12 protein-coding genes are annotated in these 13,984 nt (G+C 64.4%); 1 reads left to right on the top strand and 11 read right to left on the bottom strand.

The features are described 5' to 3' along the window. Window positions 1-80: 80 nt before the first annotated feature. The 7 genes from A5788_RS16980 to A5788_RS16950 all read right to left on the bottom strand — a co-directional run bounded on the left by A5788_RS16980 (window position 81) and on the right by A5788_RS16950 (window position 7,500). The gene (locus A5788_RS16980) at window positions 81-1,106 is read right to left on the bottom strand and encodes an NAD(P)-dependent alcohol dehydrogenase (RefSeq protein ID WP_049698934.1); all 1,026 of its coding nucleotides are present in this window, start codon (window positions 1,104-1,106) and stop codon (window positions 81-83) included. Beyond that, the gene (locus tag A5788_RS16975) at window positions 1,103-1,915 is read right to left on the bottom strand and encodes a metal-sulfur cluster assembly factor (RefSeq protein ID WP_064870690.1); all 813 of its coding nucleotides are present in this window, start codon (window positions 1,913-1,915) and stop codon (window positions 1,103-1,105) included. Before A5788_RS16975 ends, A5788_RS16980 begins: the two co-directional genes overlap by 4 nt. Continuing rightward, complete coding sequence (locus A5788_RS16970) at window positions 1,912-2,973, bottom strand: amidohydrolase family protein (protein WP_064870689.1); 1,062 nt, start codon at window positions 2,971-2,973, stop codon at window positions 1,912-1,914. Before A5788_RS16970 ends, A5788_RS16975 begins: the two co-directional genes overlap by 4 nt. A gap of 162 nt (window positions 2,974-3,135) precedes the next feature. Next, window positions 3,136-3,474, bottom strand: coding sequence for a propane 2-monooxygenase effector subunit MimD (gene mimD / locus A5788_RS16965; protein ID WP_174273062.1), 339 nt, complete (start codon window positions 3,472-3,474; stop codon window positions 3,136-3,138). A gap of 5 nt (window positions 3,475-3,479) precedes the next feature. After that, window positions 3,480-4,586 (bottom strand): aromatic/alkene monooxygenase hydroxylase subunit beta, encoded by a 1,107-nt coding sequence (locus A5788_RS16960; protein ID WP_064862353.1) that lies wholly within the window; start codon window positions 4,584-4,586, stop codon window positions 3,480-3,482. Window positions 4,587-4,633: 47 nt separating this feature from the next. Next, window positions 4,634-5,677 (bottom strand): 2Fe-2S iron-sulfur cluster-binding protein, encoded by a 1,044-nt coding sequence (locus tag A5788_RS16955; RefSeq protein WP_049698939.1) that lies wholly within the window; start codon window positions 5,675-5,677, stop codon window positions 4,634-4,636. A 185-nt stretch (window positions 5,678-5,862) separates the two neighbouring features. Further along, window positions 5,863-7,500, bottom strand: coding sequence for an aromatic/alkene/methane monooxygenase hydroxylase/oxygenase subunit alpha (locus A5788_RS16950; RefSeq protein WP_049698940.1), 1,638 nt, complete (start codon window positions 7,498-7,500; stop codon window positions 5,863-5,865). Window positions 7,501-8,066: 566 nt separating this feature from the next. On the opposite strand from A5788_RS16950, the gene A5788_RS16945 reads away from it, so the two are divergent. Next, on the top strand, window positions 8,067-9,137 hold the full coding sequence (locus A5788_RS16945; protein WP_049698941.1) for a hypothetical protein: 1,071 nt from the start codon (window positions 8,067-8,069) through the stop codon (window positions 9,135-9,137). A gap of 100 nt (window positions 9,138-9,237) precedes the next feature. On the opposite strand, the gene A5788_RS16940 is transcribed toward A5788_RS16945, so the two are convergent. The 4 genes from A5788_RS16940 to A5788_RS16925 form a co-directional block, all read right to left on the bottom strand. Continuing rightward, window positions 9,238-10,428, bottom strand: a complete 1,191-nt coding sequence (locus A5788_RS16940; RefSeq protein ID WP_049698942.1) for a serine hydrolase domain-containing protein — start codon at window positions 10,426-10,428, stop codon at window positions 9,238-9,240. Next, window positions 10,425-11,615, bottom strand: a complete 1,191-nt coding sequence (locus tag A5788_RS16935; RefSeq protein ID WP_049698943.1) for an aminotransferase class I/II-fold pyridoxal phosphate-dependent enzyme — start codon at window positions 11,613-11,615, stop codon at window positions 10,425-10,427. The genes A5788_RS16940 and A5788_RS16935 overlap by 4 nt, the downstream gene beginning before the upstream one ends. A 246-nt stretch (window positions 11,616-11,861) precedes the next feature. Further along, window positions 11,862-12,692, bottom strand: coding sequence for an aldo/keto reductase (locus A5788_RS16930; protein WP_049698944.1), 831 nt, complete (start codon window positions 12,690-12,692; stop codon window positions 11,862-11,864). Window positions 12,693-12,820: 128 nt separating this feature from the next. Further along, on the bottom strand, window positions 12,821-13,855 hold the full coding sequence (locus A5788_RS16925) for an NADP-dependent oxidoreductase (RefSeq protein WP_049698945.1): 1,035 nt from the start codon (window positions 13,853-13,855) through the stop codon (window positions 12,821-12,823). Window positions 13,856-13,984: the final 129 nt, after the last annotated feature.

The raw sequence follows: 13,984 nt of genomic DNA, 5'->3' as shown, positions 1-13,984 counted from the left end.
TGTGATCTCGACAGGCTCGATCAGCGAGTGGGGCGTTCCCGCTGGTTGAGCTGTCCCCGCTGGTTGAGCTTGTCGAAACCTCAGGGGACGAGGATCGCGCGGCCGCGCACCCGGCCGGCGTCGAGGTCGTCGAGCGCCTGCTGGTATTCGGTCAGTGGGTAAGTGACGGTGTGTAGCTTCACCTTTCCCGCCGCCGCCAGGGTCATGAGCTCGGTCAGATCGTTGTACGAGCCGACGAGGTTTCCGATGAAGTTGATCTCGGTCGAGATCACGTCGATGGTCGGGATGTTGATGTTCTCCCCGTAGCCGACGACGAAATAGTTGCCCGCCTGGCGCAGCATCGCGATGCCCTCCGACGTCGCACCGCCCTCACCGACGAAGTCGAGCACGGCTTCGGCGCCCTTGCCGTCGGTCAGCGCGAGCACCTTCTCGACCTGCGTGCCGTCGGCGACAATGCCCTCGTGCGCGCCGACCTCGACGGCCAGCGCCACCGCATCGGGATTGCGGTCGACCACCACGATGCGGACCCCGGAGATAGCGGCAAGAACCTGAATCCCTATGTGTCCCAACCCGCCCGCGCCGATCACGACGCAGGTGTCACCCGGCCGCGTCATCCGTGCGACCTTGGCGGCAGCGTGATAGGCCGTCAAACCGGCATCCGCGAGAGCCGCGATATCGGCGGGCTCGAGCGAATCGTCGATCTTCACGACGCTGCGCGCAGTTGTCTTCAGGTAGTCGGCGTACCCGCCATCGGTGTCGATGCCGGGGAATTTGTTGTTCTCGCAGTGCACGTCGTCGCCTGCACGGCAGGCGCGACACAGGCCGCAGGTGATCAGCGGGTGCAGGATCACCTTGTCGCCCACCGACACATTGGTGACGGCATCGCCGATCGCCTCGACCCATCCGGCATTCTCGTGCCCGATCGTGTACGGCAGGTCGACGCCGCTCTTCTCGGCCCACTGCCCTTCGAGAATGTGCAGATCGGTGCGGCATACTCCTGCGCCACCGATCCGGACGATCACGTCGAGTGGACCGGTCACCACTGGATCGGGCACCTCGGTGAGTTGCAGCTTGTCGTGGTAGCCGACAACCTGTACGGCTCTCATGATGACCTCCCGGTGATGGTTGCTGTTGGTGATGCGTCGAACATGTGGTGGCGCAGGTCGGTGATGACCGGCCCGCTGGTTCCGTCGCACTCGTCGTCGTCGGCGTAGCGGGTTGCGAGCAGTCCGCGGCAGAAATGTGCGTTGCCCTCCATGGAAATTCGCACCGATCGTGCGAATCGCATACGCATCGGAACCTCGTCGGCGCTCAGGGTTCGCCCCTCCTCGTCGACGACGACCCGACAGTTGGGGCAGACACCGAGTCCGATCTGTACTCGTCTGCGCAAGAGTGCGTACTTCTCCGGTCCGTCGGGGATGTCGCGCAGCAGCAGGTGCGTGCAGCCCTCGACGTCGACGACGCCCGACGAGATCAGCGGTGTCACGGCACGTTCCATTGCGGCGGTGTGCGCCTTGCGGAAGAAGGTGAGTCGGAGTTCCTCGAGATCCTGCTCCGCCTCGACACCGAAGGTGCCCTTGTAGCCCGCGTGAGCGGCCAGGCCCGCGTTGATCTTGTCCGAGTCGTGGTGATCGTCGAGCATCACGCGGACCCGTCCGATGTCGTCGATCGCTTCCAGGGCATCGAGTGCGTCAGATGCCATGAGGTAGGCGAAGTTCGGCGAACAGAACGACGTGGGTAGTCGCAGGTGCACGGTGACACCCTCGTCGTCGAGGCTGATCGAGCGCACGAACCCCAGTTCGGTGATGGGCAGATCCAACTCGGGATCGGCAACCGTGTCGAGAGCTTCGATGACGATGTCCGACAACGGCATACCCGATGCCTGTGCCTGCCCGCGATGTGCGAGCGCGGTCATGCGGTTACCGCCTCCGCGGCCGGCGTGTCCTGGGCACCAGCGGCGACGTCGACGCCGGGATCGGCTGCATCGGTGGGGATTCGCAGTTCCTCGGGAACCGAGATGTGCGGATACAGTGCCGCCGCGTTGAGTCCGAGGATCTTCTTCTTCTGCTCGACGGTGATCGGTGCGTACTCCGTCATGTCCTCGGGAATCTGGAAGTCGACGAAGCGCTCGACGAGCCACTGCGGTGTCCAGAGCGCGTAGTCGCTGGAGAACAGGATCTTGTCCTCACCGATCCAGTAGAGGAGTTCGCCGATGATCTGCGCGAAGTACCTCGGCCGCGTGTGGATGAACGGAATGGCAACGGCGAGACCGCCGTACACGTTGGATTCCTGCGTGGCGATCCAGCAGAAGTCCTCGAGGCGAGGAAGGCCGACGTGCTCGATGATGAAGTTCAGATCGAGGTAGTCGGTGGCAACCTTGTCGACATCCGCGACGTCGAAGGCGTCCCGGTCGAGCGGGCGGATCGTCGGCCCCTTGTGTACGTGGACGTTCTTGATGCCCAGTTTCAGGCACTCCTCCAGATAGCGCCGCGACCACGGGTCGTCGAGCTTGTATCCGCGTGAATCCCCATGCCACTCAGCGGTATACAGCTTGACACCCTTGAGGTCCATTGCCTCGGCGTCGCGTCGGAGTTGGACCAGACCGTCCTCGCCGTCGCGCGGGTCGTAGGCGTGGTTGTAGGTGAGTTTGTCCGGGTTGTCCTGCGCAAGCTTGAGCGAATCGTCGACCTGAGCGAAGCCGTTGACGTAGAAGTCCTTGAGGATCGTGGCCTGGAAGATCGCGTGATCGGCGGGCCCGTCGACGAAGAGGTCCTGCATCAGGCGGTCGGGGCCGTAGTAGCAGTAGGTGTCGTAATCCCACACCTGCTCTTCGGGACTCAGGTTGCGGTGATAGTTGTAGAAGCAGTCGATGAACTGTTTGCCGTGAATGTTGCGCTGGTTGGATTCGCGGCCGTCCCACAGGTGGACGTGGGCGTCGACGATGAAGTACTTCTCGCCATTCTTCTCGTACATCTTCTCACTCGCTCTCTGAGATCTGGGCTGTCGTGATGATCTGGCTGTCGTAAAGATTGGGGCTGTCAGGTGTAGCGGAAAACTACGGCGCGGCAACGTGAGTCGCCGCTATGGATTCGCCGCAGGCGCCGGATGGACGGGCTCGGCGCCTGCGGCGAAGCGTTACGACGACGCGGTGAGGTCGAATCCGATGAACTCGGCGGCGTCCTCCGGGCTGGCGAACAGGATGGTCTTGTCGTCGAGGTGGACCATCCGTCCGTAGTGCGTGGAGCTGATCTCCTCGAAGATCGACCCGTCGAAGTCCTGGCCGAGGGCATCGGTCAGTTCGTCGTAGTCGAAGATGAGGCGGTTGACGCCGTCGACACGGATCATCGACGGATACTCGGTGAGTTCGACGCCGTCCTTGGCTCCCATGACGTCGGCCACGATGCGACCGATCGGCGTGTTCATGAGCGTGACACCGCACATGTTGGAGAACTCGGTATCGGCCCCGAATTGCATGGTGCTCACTTGTTCAGCTCCTCTGGGATATCGACGTCCATGGCGGTCAGAACGTCGGCGAACTTGGTCTTCGCGTGTTCGAGACTGGATGAGAAGGTGACCGACTTGTCGGCGGGCTGCGACCAGATCGGCTGCAGGGCGCGCGCGGCGTCGAGGCTTCGCGGTACCCATTCGGACATCCACCGCGAGAAGAGCTTTCGATTGTCGATGCCGTACTTCTCGTCGCGCGAGAGCATCTGGAACAGTGCGCGTGAGTAGTTCAGGTCGCGGTCGTAGTCGTACTCTCCGGTGCCGACGATCGTGGGGGTGATGTAGTCGCCGTTGCGGGCGGCGACCTGCATGACGAGTTCCGACCGGAACAGCGAGCCCACCAGCTGCTCGAAGACGATATTGGAGCAGAACAGCAGTTCGGCCCAATCGCCGATCGCCGTCAGTCGCTCTACCGCCTCGCGGGTGGGCTGCCACTCGGGGGCCGATTGCCAGACCTCCTTGTGCGCCGAGCCGTCGAACGCTTCCTCGGCTTCGGAAAGGTCGAGGTTGAACAGGGCAAGGTCCTGCGCGAACCGCAGCTTGTGCGCGGCGTTGACACAGACCGCGTTGTTGATCATGTTCGTCGGCGCCGACCGCTGAATCGAGGTGAACACATGCAGACCCATGCCGCTTTCGGCGTGCATCCAGGCACCGAGGTTGCGCTCGATGAACTTGAGCCACGCCGAATTCCATCCGTCGTACGCCCGTGCCCGCTTGGCGTTCTGCAGGCACAGATCAACCTGGTGGACGACCGCGGAGTTGTTGCGGTAGATCGACTGTTCCCATTCCTCGTTGGGATCGAGGAACTGATGCCAGTTGTCCGATTGCGCGGCGGTCCACTCCTTCGGATACCCGCCCGGGCCGTCGCCGAAGCCGTAGATCCATCCCTGGGTGAGGTGACGCTCGGGGTCGGGCTGGACGTCGACGGTGACGTCCTCATAGATCGTGGCCCGCTTCTTGGAGGGCTGATAGTAGTTGTACTTTCGGCTGCGGCTGCTCGGGAATTCCCTTGCGCCGGCCTCGGCGTCGGTGAATTCGATGGAGGGGAAACTGCGTTCCCTCGATTGAGCTGGTGCGGACATACCTTTCGTTCCTGTCGTTCAGGCTGATTCGACCGCGATGGTCGTGATCAGGAGTCGAATGCCGGGCTGGTGAACTTGTCGTAGAAGATCTGGTCGCGCGGAACCGAATGCTGCTCGGCCAGCGCGAGAGCTGCATCGACCATGGGTGGGGGACCGCAGAAATACACCTCCGTTCGTGCGAGGTCCGCTTCGTTGTCGTTGACGATGTCGGTGACGTTCCCGCCGATGACGGTGACGCCGTCAGGTGCGTCGTCGGTGCTCTCCGACAGGCACGCGGTGAACGAGAAATCCTCGATTTTCTCACCGAGAGTGGCGATTTCGTCGAGAAGGAAGAGATCCGACGCGGTGCGTGCGCCGTAGTAGAACCGGACCGGCCGGTGCAGCCCTGTCTCACTGATGTGTCGCAGCAGTGAGAGCAGCGGCGCCATCCCGGCGCCCCCGCCGATCGCGACGATCGGGAGGACGTGCCCGTTGCGCAGCGTGCACGACCCGTACGGGCCGTTCACCTTGATCTCTTGCCCCTCCGACAGGCCATCGGTGAGCATGCCGGCGAACAGACCACCGGGATACTTCTTGATCAAGAACTCGAGCCGATCCGGAGTCGCCGGGGTGGTGGCGATGGAGAACGACCGCTTCTCATCGGTGCCCGGGATGAACAGGTCGAAATACTGACCCGACTTGAATTCGACGGTTTCCGGCTCGACGACGTCGAGTTTCAGCGACACGATGTCGCGGGTCATCGGCTCGATGGCGGCGACCTTCGTGGTGACGTCCTGGATGGGCGCACCGCCGAGGAGTTCGTCCTCGTCGAAGTTGAGGAGCTCGATCTCGCAGTCGCTGTATGCGTATGTGCGACAGAGAAGTACGTACCCTTCGGCTTCTTCCGCGTCGTTGCAGGCGAAGGTGGAGTAGTCGTCCATTTGGACGTCGCCGTCGAGCATGTACGACTTGCAGGCCGAACAACGGCCTTCTCGGCAGCCGTGCATGAGGTGGATTCCCTGCCGGAATGCGGCGTCGAGGATGGTCTCGTCCTCGGCGACCTCCATCTCGATATCGACGGGTTCGAAGCTGATGTGATGCGTGTCGGCCATGAAGTCTCCTGGGCTTTATGGGGATGTCCGCGCTGGTCGGGGCCGCGAGCGAAGCCGGGGGCGTATCGAGACCACGCTTGCGGAGGTGGTCTCGATACGCCCTTACCCCGGGGCTCGGGGTCACTCGCCGAGCCGGGCGAAGCTCGGGCTTGCTCGACCGGCGCGGCGAGTGCGTCCGTCGCGGATCAGACCGTGACGGCCCCGTTCTTGTTGGCCATGTAGGCGGCGATATGAGCTTCGCGTTCCTCGTCGCTCATTTCGTTCAGCGCAACATTCGGGCTGCCGAACGGAATGCCGCGCACATCGTCGAGCGTCCACATCTTCTTGGGATCGAGATCGAGATGCGGTTGCGGGATGAGCGTCTTGCCGTCGTCGCGGACGTAGCCGAGATCCTTGATGATGTCGGCGAGATCCTTGCCGTGGTGCAGCGTCTCCCATTCACGGAAACCGGTGAGGCGCCCCATGTTCGGGGTCGGGCGACCTTCGTACTCGGGACGGAATGCCACCTTGTCGGTCCATGCACAGGTCTCCGAGCAGTAGGTGCGCCACTGGCCGTCGACCTTGTCGGTCACCATGTCCTCGCGAATCAGGCACGGCACCATGCACGTCCAGCACCGGTGTGGGTACTCGTAGTCGACGTCCTCGAAGGCGATCGGCTTGTTCTTGCCGGGGTAGGCGAGGCGGTTGTAGTTCTCCCACCACTTGCCGAACTTGTTGTACCAACCGGGATACTTCTCCTCGAACCATTCGAAGTCGGTGTCGGTCATGGCGTCGATGCGCCAGTAGTTGACCGGCCAGCCGGTGGCGAAGAAGCGGGCGACCTCGTGCACGTAGTGCTTGTCGACGATGCGGTTCCACGCCTCCTCGACCAGGTCGTGCGGAATCGTCAGACCGTACTTCTCCAGTGGCAGAAGGTAACTGCGGTAGTAGTCGTCGTAGATCCAGCGGCGCCACATCTCGGCGTAGGACTCGCGGTCCTTGCGGCGGTCCTTGGTCCCGTACTCGATGAAGGTGCCGATCGCGGCGTCGACGACGCAGTGGTTGTTCCACCACGCGTAGCGCAGATCCCGTTCCAGCAGTGGACGATTGCGTTCGTCGGCCAGGGCCATCAACAGAATCGAGTAACCGTTGGAGATGTGGCGCGACTCGTCGGACTGCACCGAGTGGAACACCGTCGGCAACAGATAGTCGCCGTTGGCGGCCGCCTCGTCGGGCATGGCCACGAACAGGGTGTTGGTGAACGCGGTCTCGGCGACGACCGTCAGATAGATGTTTGCCGCGGTGATCGCGTCACCGGTGATGAAGCCCTCGCCGAACTGCCTGCCGATGGTGCCCGCGTAGTTGTTCGCGAATGCCTTCTCGGTGATGTCGAAGCCGGCCGGATCGATGTAGTTGTTCATGTACAGCTTCTTGAGGTTCATCTGGATCGTCGAATGACGAACCTCGTCGATCATCTGCACCGCGAGCCCGTTGTGGATCTCCGGGTTCGGGACGGCGTCGATTGCCATCGGCATCGCGCGTGCGGCAGAGATCTCAGGGAAGGGGATGATCGACAAGAACAGCTTCTGCCATTCGAGCCAACGTTCCTGGACCTGCCGGAACATGTTGCCGCGGATGGCGCCGTCCATGGCACCGTAGACGCGGTTGTCCTTCTCCTCCTCCATCGGGAAGTACGACCGCATGATCTGCTTGAGCGGATCCTTTTTGGGGGCCTTCTCGAACGTGTAATCGGTACCGAACCGAGTGGCGGGGGTGGCGAAGGTGGGCTCCCACGACAACTCGGTGATCTTCGCATGGGCTTTGGTCAAGCTCTGCCTGCTCAATGTGCGCCTCCTCGTATGGGCCGGCGCTGTGCCGACCTGGCTGGACTGGAGCGCTTTCGATACAACCGCGTGAGGTGCATCACAGCCGTCTCACTGTGAGACGCGGCACATATTCACGATCGCGCAGCGGGCATGCGATGGGGGTGGGGTGGCTGCTGGCGGGCGTGGGGCGTGGCTCGGGTGTGGGCGGCGCGTCGTCGTCGAGCCGGGTTGTAAATGTGTGTCGTGTCGAAGGATGTGGGTGCTGCAGCGCCCACATCTTTACGTTCGACACACATCTAGCGCGGCGCGGGGTGGATGTGGGCGGAATTGGAACCGGGCGGTCTCGGCAGGTCGCGGGGCGTGGGCCGCTGCGGGCAGCGGGGCGGGCGCTCGGGGCGCGGGCGGCGGGTGCGCGGCCCGGGTGCGGGCGGTGCGTCGTCGAGCCGGGTTGAGGATGTGTGTCGTATCGAAGGATGTGGGTGCTGCAGCGCCCACATCTTTATGTTCGACACACATCTAGCGCGGCGCGGGGTGGATGTGGGCGGAATTGGAACCGGGCGGGCTCGGGGTGCGTCGGATATGTCATGCACTCACCCTCCGCCGCGCGCAACTCCACTGCCCGTCATCCGGCTGCTTGTTATCCAGCGGACCGGTTCGGGCTCATTCATCGGAACGCGGTGCTGGCCGCCGGGTACACCGACAACGACCTGCGGGCGTCGCTGCGTCGACGGGAGATCGAGCGTGTCCACCGCGGGGTGTTCGTCGTCTGCGGCGATCGGACGCGGCTCGAACACCACCGTCTCGTCGCGCTCGCGTCCGTGCAAGCCGCGAAGGGTGAGGGCGCGGGGGATCGCGGCTCGGGTGAGTCGGAGGCCGCCGAGTCGGGCGCATCGGAATCGGAAGCGGGGGTGGAAGAGGCAGCTGAACCTCGCGCAGCGCTGAGTCACCAGAGTGCCGCGGCGGTGCATGGTCTCGAGATGCTCTCGCCGACGCTGACGCGCGTCCATTCGACGACGGTGGGTGGTGCGGGATTTCGAACCGCGACCCATCACCGCCATGTCGCGACGCTGTCTGACGACGAGCTCGTCGAGGTTGACGGCGTGCTGGTCACTTCGATCGAACGAACGGCTGTCGACATCGCCTGCGGGGCAGCGACGTTCGCTCAAGCGCTCGCGGTTGTTGATTCGGCTCTGCGGCTCGGTGCCGATCGGGAGCTCATGACGAAGATGCTCACCGGCAAGCGTCGCGGAGTGGGCCTTGCGCGCCGAGCGTTGCACCACGCTGATGGGCGGTCGGAGAATCCGGGCGAGTCGTGGAGTAGGGCGCAGATGATCGAGGCGGGTTTGCCCGCCGCGCGGCTGCAGCACACGTTCCGCGACGTCGACGGCGAGCACGTGGCGCGTACTGATTTCGACTGGGGCGGGCGCCTCGTCGGAGAGTTCGACGGCAAGGTGAAGTACGGGAAGCTGCCCAAACCGGGAGAGGACGCGACCGAGGTTGTGCTGCGCGAGAAGCGTCGGGAAGACGAGCTGCGCGCGATGGGCGTCATGGTCGTGCGCTGGACCTGGGACGATCTCCGGGGTGGGAGGGTCGCGGCACTGATCCGACGCTGGCTCGTGAAGTTGGCGCTGATCGTCGAACCTGCCAGCGCATGAATGTGTGTCTTATCGAAGGATGTGGGCGCTGCAGCACCCGCATCCTTCGATACGACACACATTTACGACGCCCCGCAGCGGTTCGATGCCCCAGGCGCGATCAGGGCAGGGAGTCGTACACCGCCTGCTCGAACTGCTGCGACGCGGCGACGGCGGCAGGGTCGAAGAACGGTAGGAGCTGGGTGGCCCAGAGTCCGCCGATGCCCCTTCGGGCATCGACCCAGAAGTAGAGGTTGGCCCGCCCGGCCCAGCCCATCGAGCCCGCGCTGCGTCCGGTCGGGGCCTGCGAATTGTTCGTCATCGCGACGAGATTCCACCCTTTGCCGACGCCGGGAAAGAAGTCGACATCGTTGGTTTTGCGAGGGTTGACGCCCGGGAGTGGTGTGATCTCGAGTGCTCCGAGCTGGTTGCGCATTGCGTCGCCGACGGTCTCCGGGCGCAGTAGTTGTTGCCCTGAGTCGGATCGGCCGCCGCGCAACCAGAATCGGATGAATTTGAGGAAGTCTCCGGCGGTGGAGTACAGGCCCTGGCCGCCCATGTCGAGTTCGGGTTCGTCGGGCGAGGTCGGCGAGCGCAAGGCCTTGAGGTGGCCGTCCGCGGTGCGCACGTGCAGGTTCGCGCTTCGCTCGAGCATCTGCGGTCCGCGACGAAAAGTGGTGTCGCGCATGCCTAATGGTGTGAGTAGGCGTTCGGTCATGACGTCGCCGAGTCGGCGTCCGGTGGCGCCTTCGATGACCCTGCCCACCCAATCGAGGTTCGTCCCGTATTCCCACCGGGTTCCGGGATCGAACATCAGCGGTGCCTGCAGCGATGCCTGCGTCGCCGTCGCGACGTCGGGCAGGCCGAGGCCCGCGACTGCCCGCGCGCAGTCGGCGTCGAAGAAGTCGTAGGCGAATCCCGCTGTGTGAGTGAGCAATTGGCGGGTGGTCACAGGAGTACGTGGCGCGCGCACCACCGGTGTGTCTCCGTCGAACCCGGTGAGGGCGCCGATTTCGGAGAGGTCGGGTGCGTACTCCGACGCGGGGGCGTCGAGGTCGAGGAGGGCGTCGTCGACGAGTTGCAGTGCCAGCGTTGCGGTCAGTGGTTTGGTCATGGAGAACAGGGCGAGAACGGCGTCCGTGGCCAGTGCCTCGTCGCGGCCCGCGGCCCGTGGACCTGCTGCTTTGAGGTAGATCGTGTCTTCGGCGGTGGTGACACCTGAGACGATGCCGGGTAGCGCGCCGTCCGCGGGCGCGGCGTCGATGATGTGGTCGAGTGCGGCGGTGTCGAGGTCTGCGGCGTCGACCTTCATCGCGCCAGACTTTCGACGAATGAGGCGAGGCGTCGGAGACCTTCTGTGAGATCGGCTGTCGACGCCGCGTACGACAGTCGGACGTGATCATCGGCCGTTTCGACGCCGAAATCCTTTCCGGGAGTGAGTGCTACGTGTGCTTCGGTGAGCGCGCGCTCGCAGAACTCCCACGAGCCAAGCCCGGTGTCGGAGACGTCGATGTACACGTAGAACGCGCCGTCGGGGAAGACCGGCACGCGCAAGCCCATCGCAGTGAGTGCGTCAAGCACGAGTTGTCGTCGAGCGACGAATTCGCGGCGTCGATCTTCGCATACCGCAAGGGATTCCGGAGTGAAGCAGCTCAGCGCCGCGAGTTGGGCGGGAGTGGGTGGACACACGTAGAAGTTCTGCGCGAGGCGCTCGACGACGTCGACCATGTCGGGTGGCAGGATGCACCAGCCGAGCCGCCACCCCGTCATGCCGAAGTACTTCGAAAAGCTGTTCACCACAACAACATCGGGGCCGACGGATGGGTCGGCGAGGACGCTGCGGGGCGGCCGGCCGTCGGGGCCGGGATCGGAGAGTCCGAGGTAGATCTCGTCGACGATGCTCCACCCGCCGCGCTCGGCGACGCGATGGCACAGTTCGACGAGGTCGTCGTAGGGGAGCGACGTGCCGGTCGGGTTCGACGGCGACGCCACGATCACCCCGCGCGTGCTCTCCGACCAGGCGGCGTCGACGAGGTCGGGAGTGAGCTGGAATCGATCGGAGATGCCGGTCGGCACCAGGCTGACCTGCGCACCGAATGCCTGCGCGAACTGTCGGTTACACGGATACGACGGATCGCCGATCAACACACCGTCGCCGGGATCGATCAGCGCCGCGCATGCGAGAAGCAACGCAGCCGACGCACCCGAGGTGACCGCGACCTGCTCCGCTGTCACGCCGTCGGCGCGGAAGTGGTGGCGATAGAAGTCGGCGATCGCCTCGCGTAGTTCGGGGAGGCCTAGTGCTCCCGTGTACGTCAGCGGACGGCCGTCGGAGACCTCGCGAGCCGCGGCGAGAAATGCTGGCGGAGCGCCGAAATCGGGTTCGCCGATATTCAACCGGATCACCGGGCTGCCCTGCGCCTCGACGGCGGCCGCTCTGCCCGCGAAGTCCATCGCGTAGAACGGTGCGACCTCTTGGGCGCGCTGCGAGATCTTCATTCGTCTCATTGTGCGCGACGGCGCGCGCGGGATGTTTCGGGGTGGGGGAGTGATCTCGACTCGGGTGCTCGCTGCGCTCGCGCCCGCTCGATCAGCGGAAGGGGGCTCGGTTGGCGGGTGGGTGATCTCGACAAGCTCGATCAGCGGGTAGCGGCTCGATCAGCGAGTACGGGCTCGATCAGCGGTGGGCGCCGCTCCCGCTCGGCTGGTCGGCCGAGGGGGAGCGAAACCGGCGTGCGCCGCAGGTCAGGGCACGTAGTTGAAGGTGTCCGGATCGGGGCCGCGGCGCTTGTTCTTGTTGAGGCCGTCGATGGCTGCGACGTCGTCGCCGGACAGCTCGAAATCGAAGAGGTCGAAGTTCTCCTCGACGCGCGAGCGGGTGACCGACTTGGGGAAGATGATGTCGCCGCGCTGGATGTGCCACCGCAGGGTGACCTGGGCGGTCGACTTGCCCTTCTCCTCGGCGATCTTCTTCAGGACCGGATCGTCGAGGACGTCGCCCTGTGCGATCGGCGACCATGCCTCGGTCGCGATGCCGTGGTCGGCGTTGAACGCACGCAGATCGTCCTGCGTCAGATAGGGGTGCACCTCGATCTGATTGACCGCGGGGACGATCTCGGTCTCGGCGAACAGCCGCTCGAGGTGGTGCTTCTGAAAATTCGACACTCCGATAGCCCGCGCCTTGCCGTCGGCGTAGATCTTCTCGAGCGCCTTCCACGTTTCGACGAAATCTCCGACCTCCGGCAGCGGCCAGTGGATCAGAAACAGGTCGACGGCGTCGACGCCGAGGTCGGCGAGCGTCTGGTCGGTGGCCTTGAGCGCGTCGTCGTACGCGTGGAATCCGTTGTTGAGCTTGCTGGTGATGAACACCTGGTCGCGTGGGACGTCGGACCCGTTGACGCCCTCACCGACCTCCTTCTCGTTGCCGTACATCTCGGCCGTGTCGATGTGGCGGTATCCGACGTCCAGGGCAGTGCGCACTGCGTCGACCGTCTTCTCCGGCTCGATCTGGAACACGCCGAAACCGAGCTGCGGGATCTCGACGCCGTTGTTGAGAGTGATGAGTGGGACTGTCATGGAACACCTTTCGCGTCTACGGAACTAATGGGAAACACGATCGCCGGGGGATTCCGCGCACGCTCGGTCTGCATGCGCGGCGTCGTGGCCGAGGCCTACCCCTGGCGAGATAGATGGATCTGAAGGGGTCAGGGCAGCAACACGAACTTGCCGCGCGGATGCGACGACAAGATGTCGTCGAGCGCCTTGGCGGCTTGGTCCAACGGATACGTCCCGGCGACATCTGTCACCAGAGCGCCCGATGCCGCGTCGGCGATCAGGCCGTCGATTGCGTTACTGCGGTTCTCTTTGCTCTGCGGCGTGGAACCGTCGATCAGCACGATGCCGTCGTCGCCGCGCCCGAACGCCGCGATGCTGACGATGCGGTCGCGGTCGTCGACCAGAGCGAGCGACACGTCGACAGCCTCGTCGGTGCCGACCGTGTCGATGGCCACGGTGACCGGATTTTCTGCAGCCGCTTGCACACGCTCGAGAAGGCCGTCGCCGTACGCGACAGGGATGGCCCCGAGTTCGCGCAGATGGTCGTGATTGGCGGGCGCGGCGGTGGCGATGACGGTTGCCCCGATCTTGCCTGCCAACTGCACCGCGATCACGCCGACGGCTCCGGCGCCGCCGTGGATGAGCACGGTGTCGTCGGCCTGCACGCCTGCGGTGGCAATCGCGTCGGCTGCGGTGACACCTGCCAGCAGGAGACTTGCCGCATGTTCGTCGTCGAGTCCTGCCGGTTTGATGTGGACCGACTTCTCGTTGACGACGACGTGGTCGGCGTAGGCGCCGGAGATCGGGTACGCGACGACCTCGTCGCCGACCGCGAAGCTGGGTGTCTGACCGTCGAGTGGATCGCCGACCGCACGGACGACACCTGCGAGTTCGTTGCCGATGGGGATGGGAAGTTTCGATTCGTCGGTGCCCATCACTCCGCGCACCGTCTTGGCGTCGGCGGGATTGACGCCGATCGCCGTGACATCGATGACGACTTGTCCCGGGTCGGGGAGTGGCAATTCGGCCTTCACGATCTCGACGACCGTCGACGGTTCGCCGTACTCGTTGGCCACGGCCTGCCGCGCGGTGACGGCGGCCGACTCGATGTCGAGGGTGTTCTCGTTGGTCGGTGTCTTCGCTGAGTCAGTAGTCGATGAGTCTGAGTTCGTTGAATCGGCCATAACTGCTTCAAGGCGCAGCAACCGTGGCGCTATTCCGATCCGAAGGTCACCGTCCGGTGTCGATCACGAGCAGTCGGACAACGCCGCATCACAAACGCATCGCGTCGGGGCCGATGCGCGTGATCGACC

The organism is Gordonia sp. 852002-50816_SCH5313054-c (assembly GCF_001665925.1).
Taxonomy (GTDB): Bacteria; Actinomycetota; Actinomycetes; order Mycobacteriales; family Mycobacteriaceae; genus Gordonia; species Gordonia jacobaea.
The sequence above is the reverse complement of the archived record's forward strand: the minus strand, read 5'-3'. Positions and strand labels throughout refer to the sequence as shown.

Excerpts from the sequence above, each read along its gene's own strand:
- A5788_RS16980 (WP_049698934.1), bottom strand. The coding sequence starts at position 1,106 with ATGAGAGCCGTACAGGTTGTCGGCTACCACGACAAGCTGCAACTCACC.
- A5788_RS16975 (WP_064870690.1), bottom strand. The coding sequence starts at position 1,915 with ATGACCGCGCTCGCACATCGCGGGCAGGCACAGGCATCGGGTATGCCG.
- A5788_RS16970 (WP_064870689.1), bottom strand. The coding sequence starts at position 2,973 with ATGTACGAGAAGAATGGCGAGAAGTACTTCATCGTCGACGCCCACGTC.
- mimD (WP_174273062.1), bottom strand. The coding sequence starts at position 3,474 with ATGCAATTCGGGGCCGATACCGAGTTCTCCAACATGTGCGGTGTCACG.
- A5788_RS16960 (WP_064862353.1), bottom strand. The coding sequence starts at position 4,586 with ATGTCCGCACCAGCTCAATCGAGGGAACGCAGTTTCCCCTCCATCGAA.
- A5788_RS16955 (WP_049698939.1), bottom strand. The coding sequence starts at position 5,677 with ATGGCCGACACGCATCACATCAGCTTCGAACCCGTCGATATCGAGATG.
- A5788_RS16945 (WP_049698941.1), top strand. The coding sequence starts at position 8,067 with ATGCACTCACCCTCCGCCGCGCGCAACTCCACTGCCCGTCATCCGGCT.
- A5788_RS16940 (WP_049698942.1), bottom strand. The coding sequence starts at position 10,428 with ATGAAGGTCGACGCCGCAGACCTCGACACCGCCGCACTCGACCACATC.
- A5788_RS16935 (WP_049698943.1), bottom strand. The coding sequence starts at position 11,615 with ATGAAGATCTCGCAGCGCGCCCAAGAGGTCGCACCGTTCTACGCGATG.
- A5788_RS16930 (WP_049698944.1), bottom strand. The coding sequence starts at position 12,692 with ATGACAGTCCCACTCATCACTCTCAACAACGGCGTCGAGATCCCGCAG.
- A5788_RS16925 (WP_049698945.1), bottom strand. The coding sequence starts at position 13,855 with ATGGCCGATTCAACGAACTCAGACTCATCGACTACTGACTCAGCGAAG.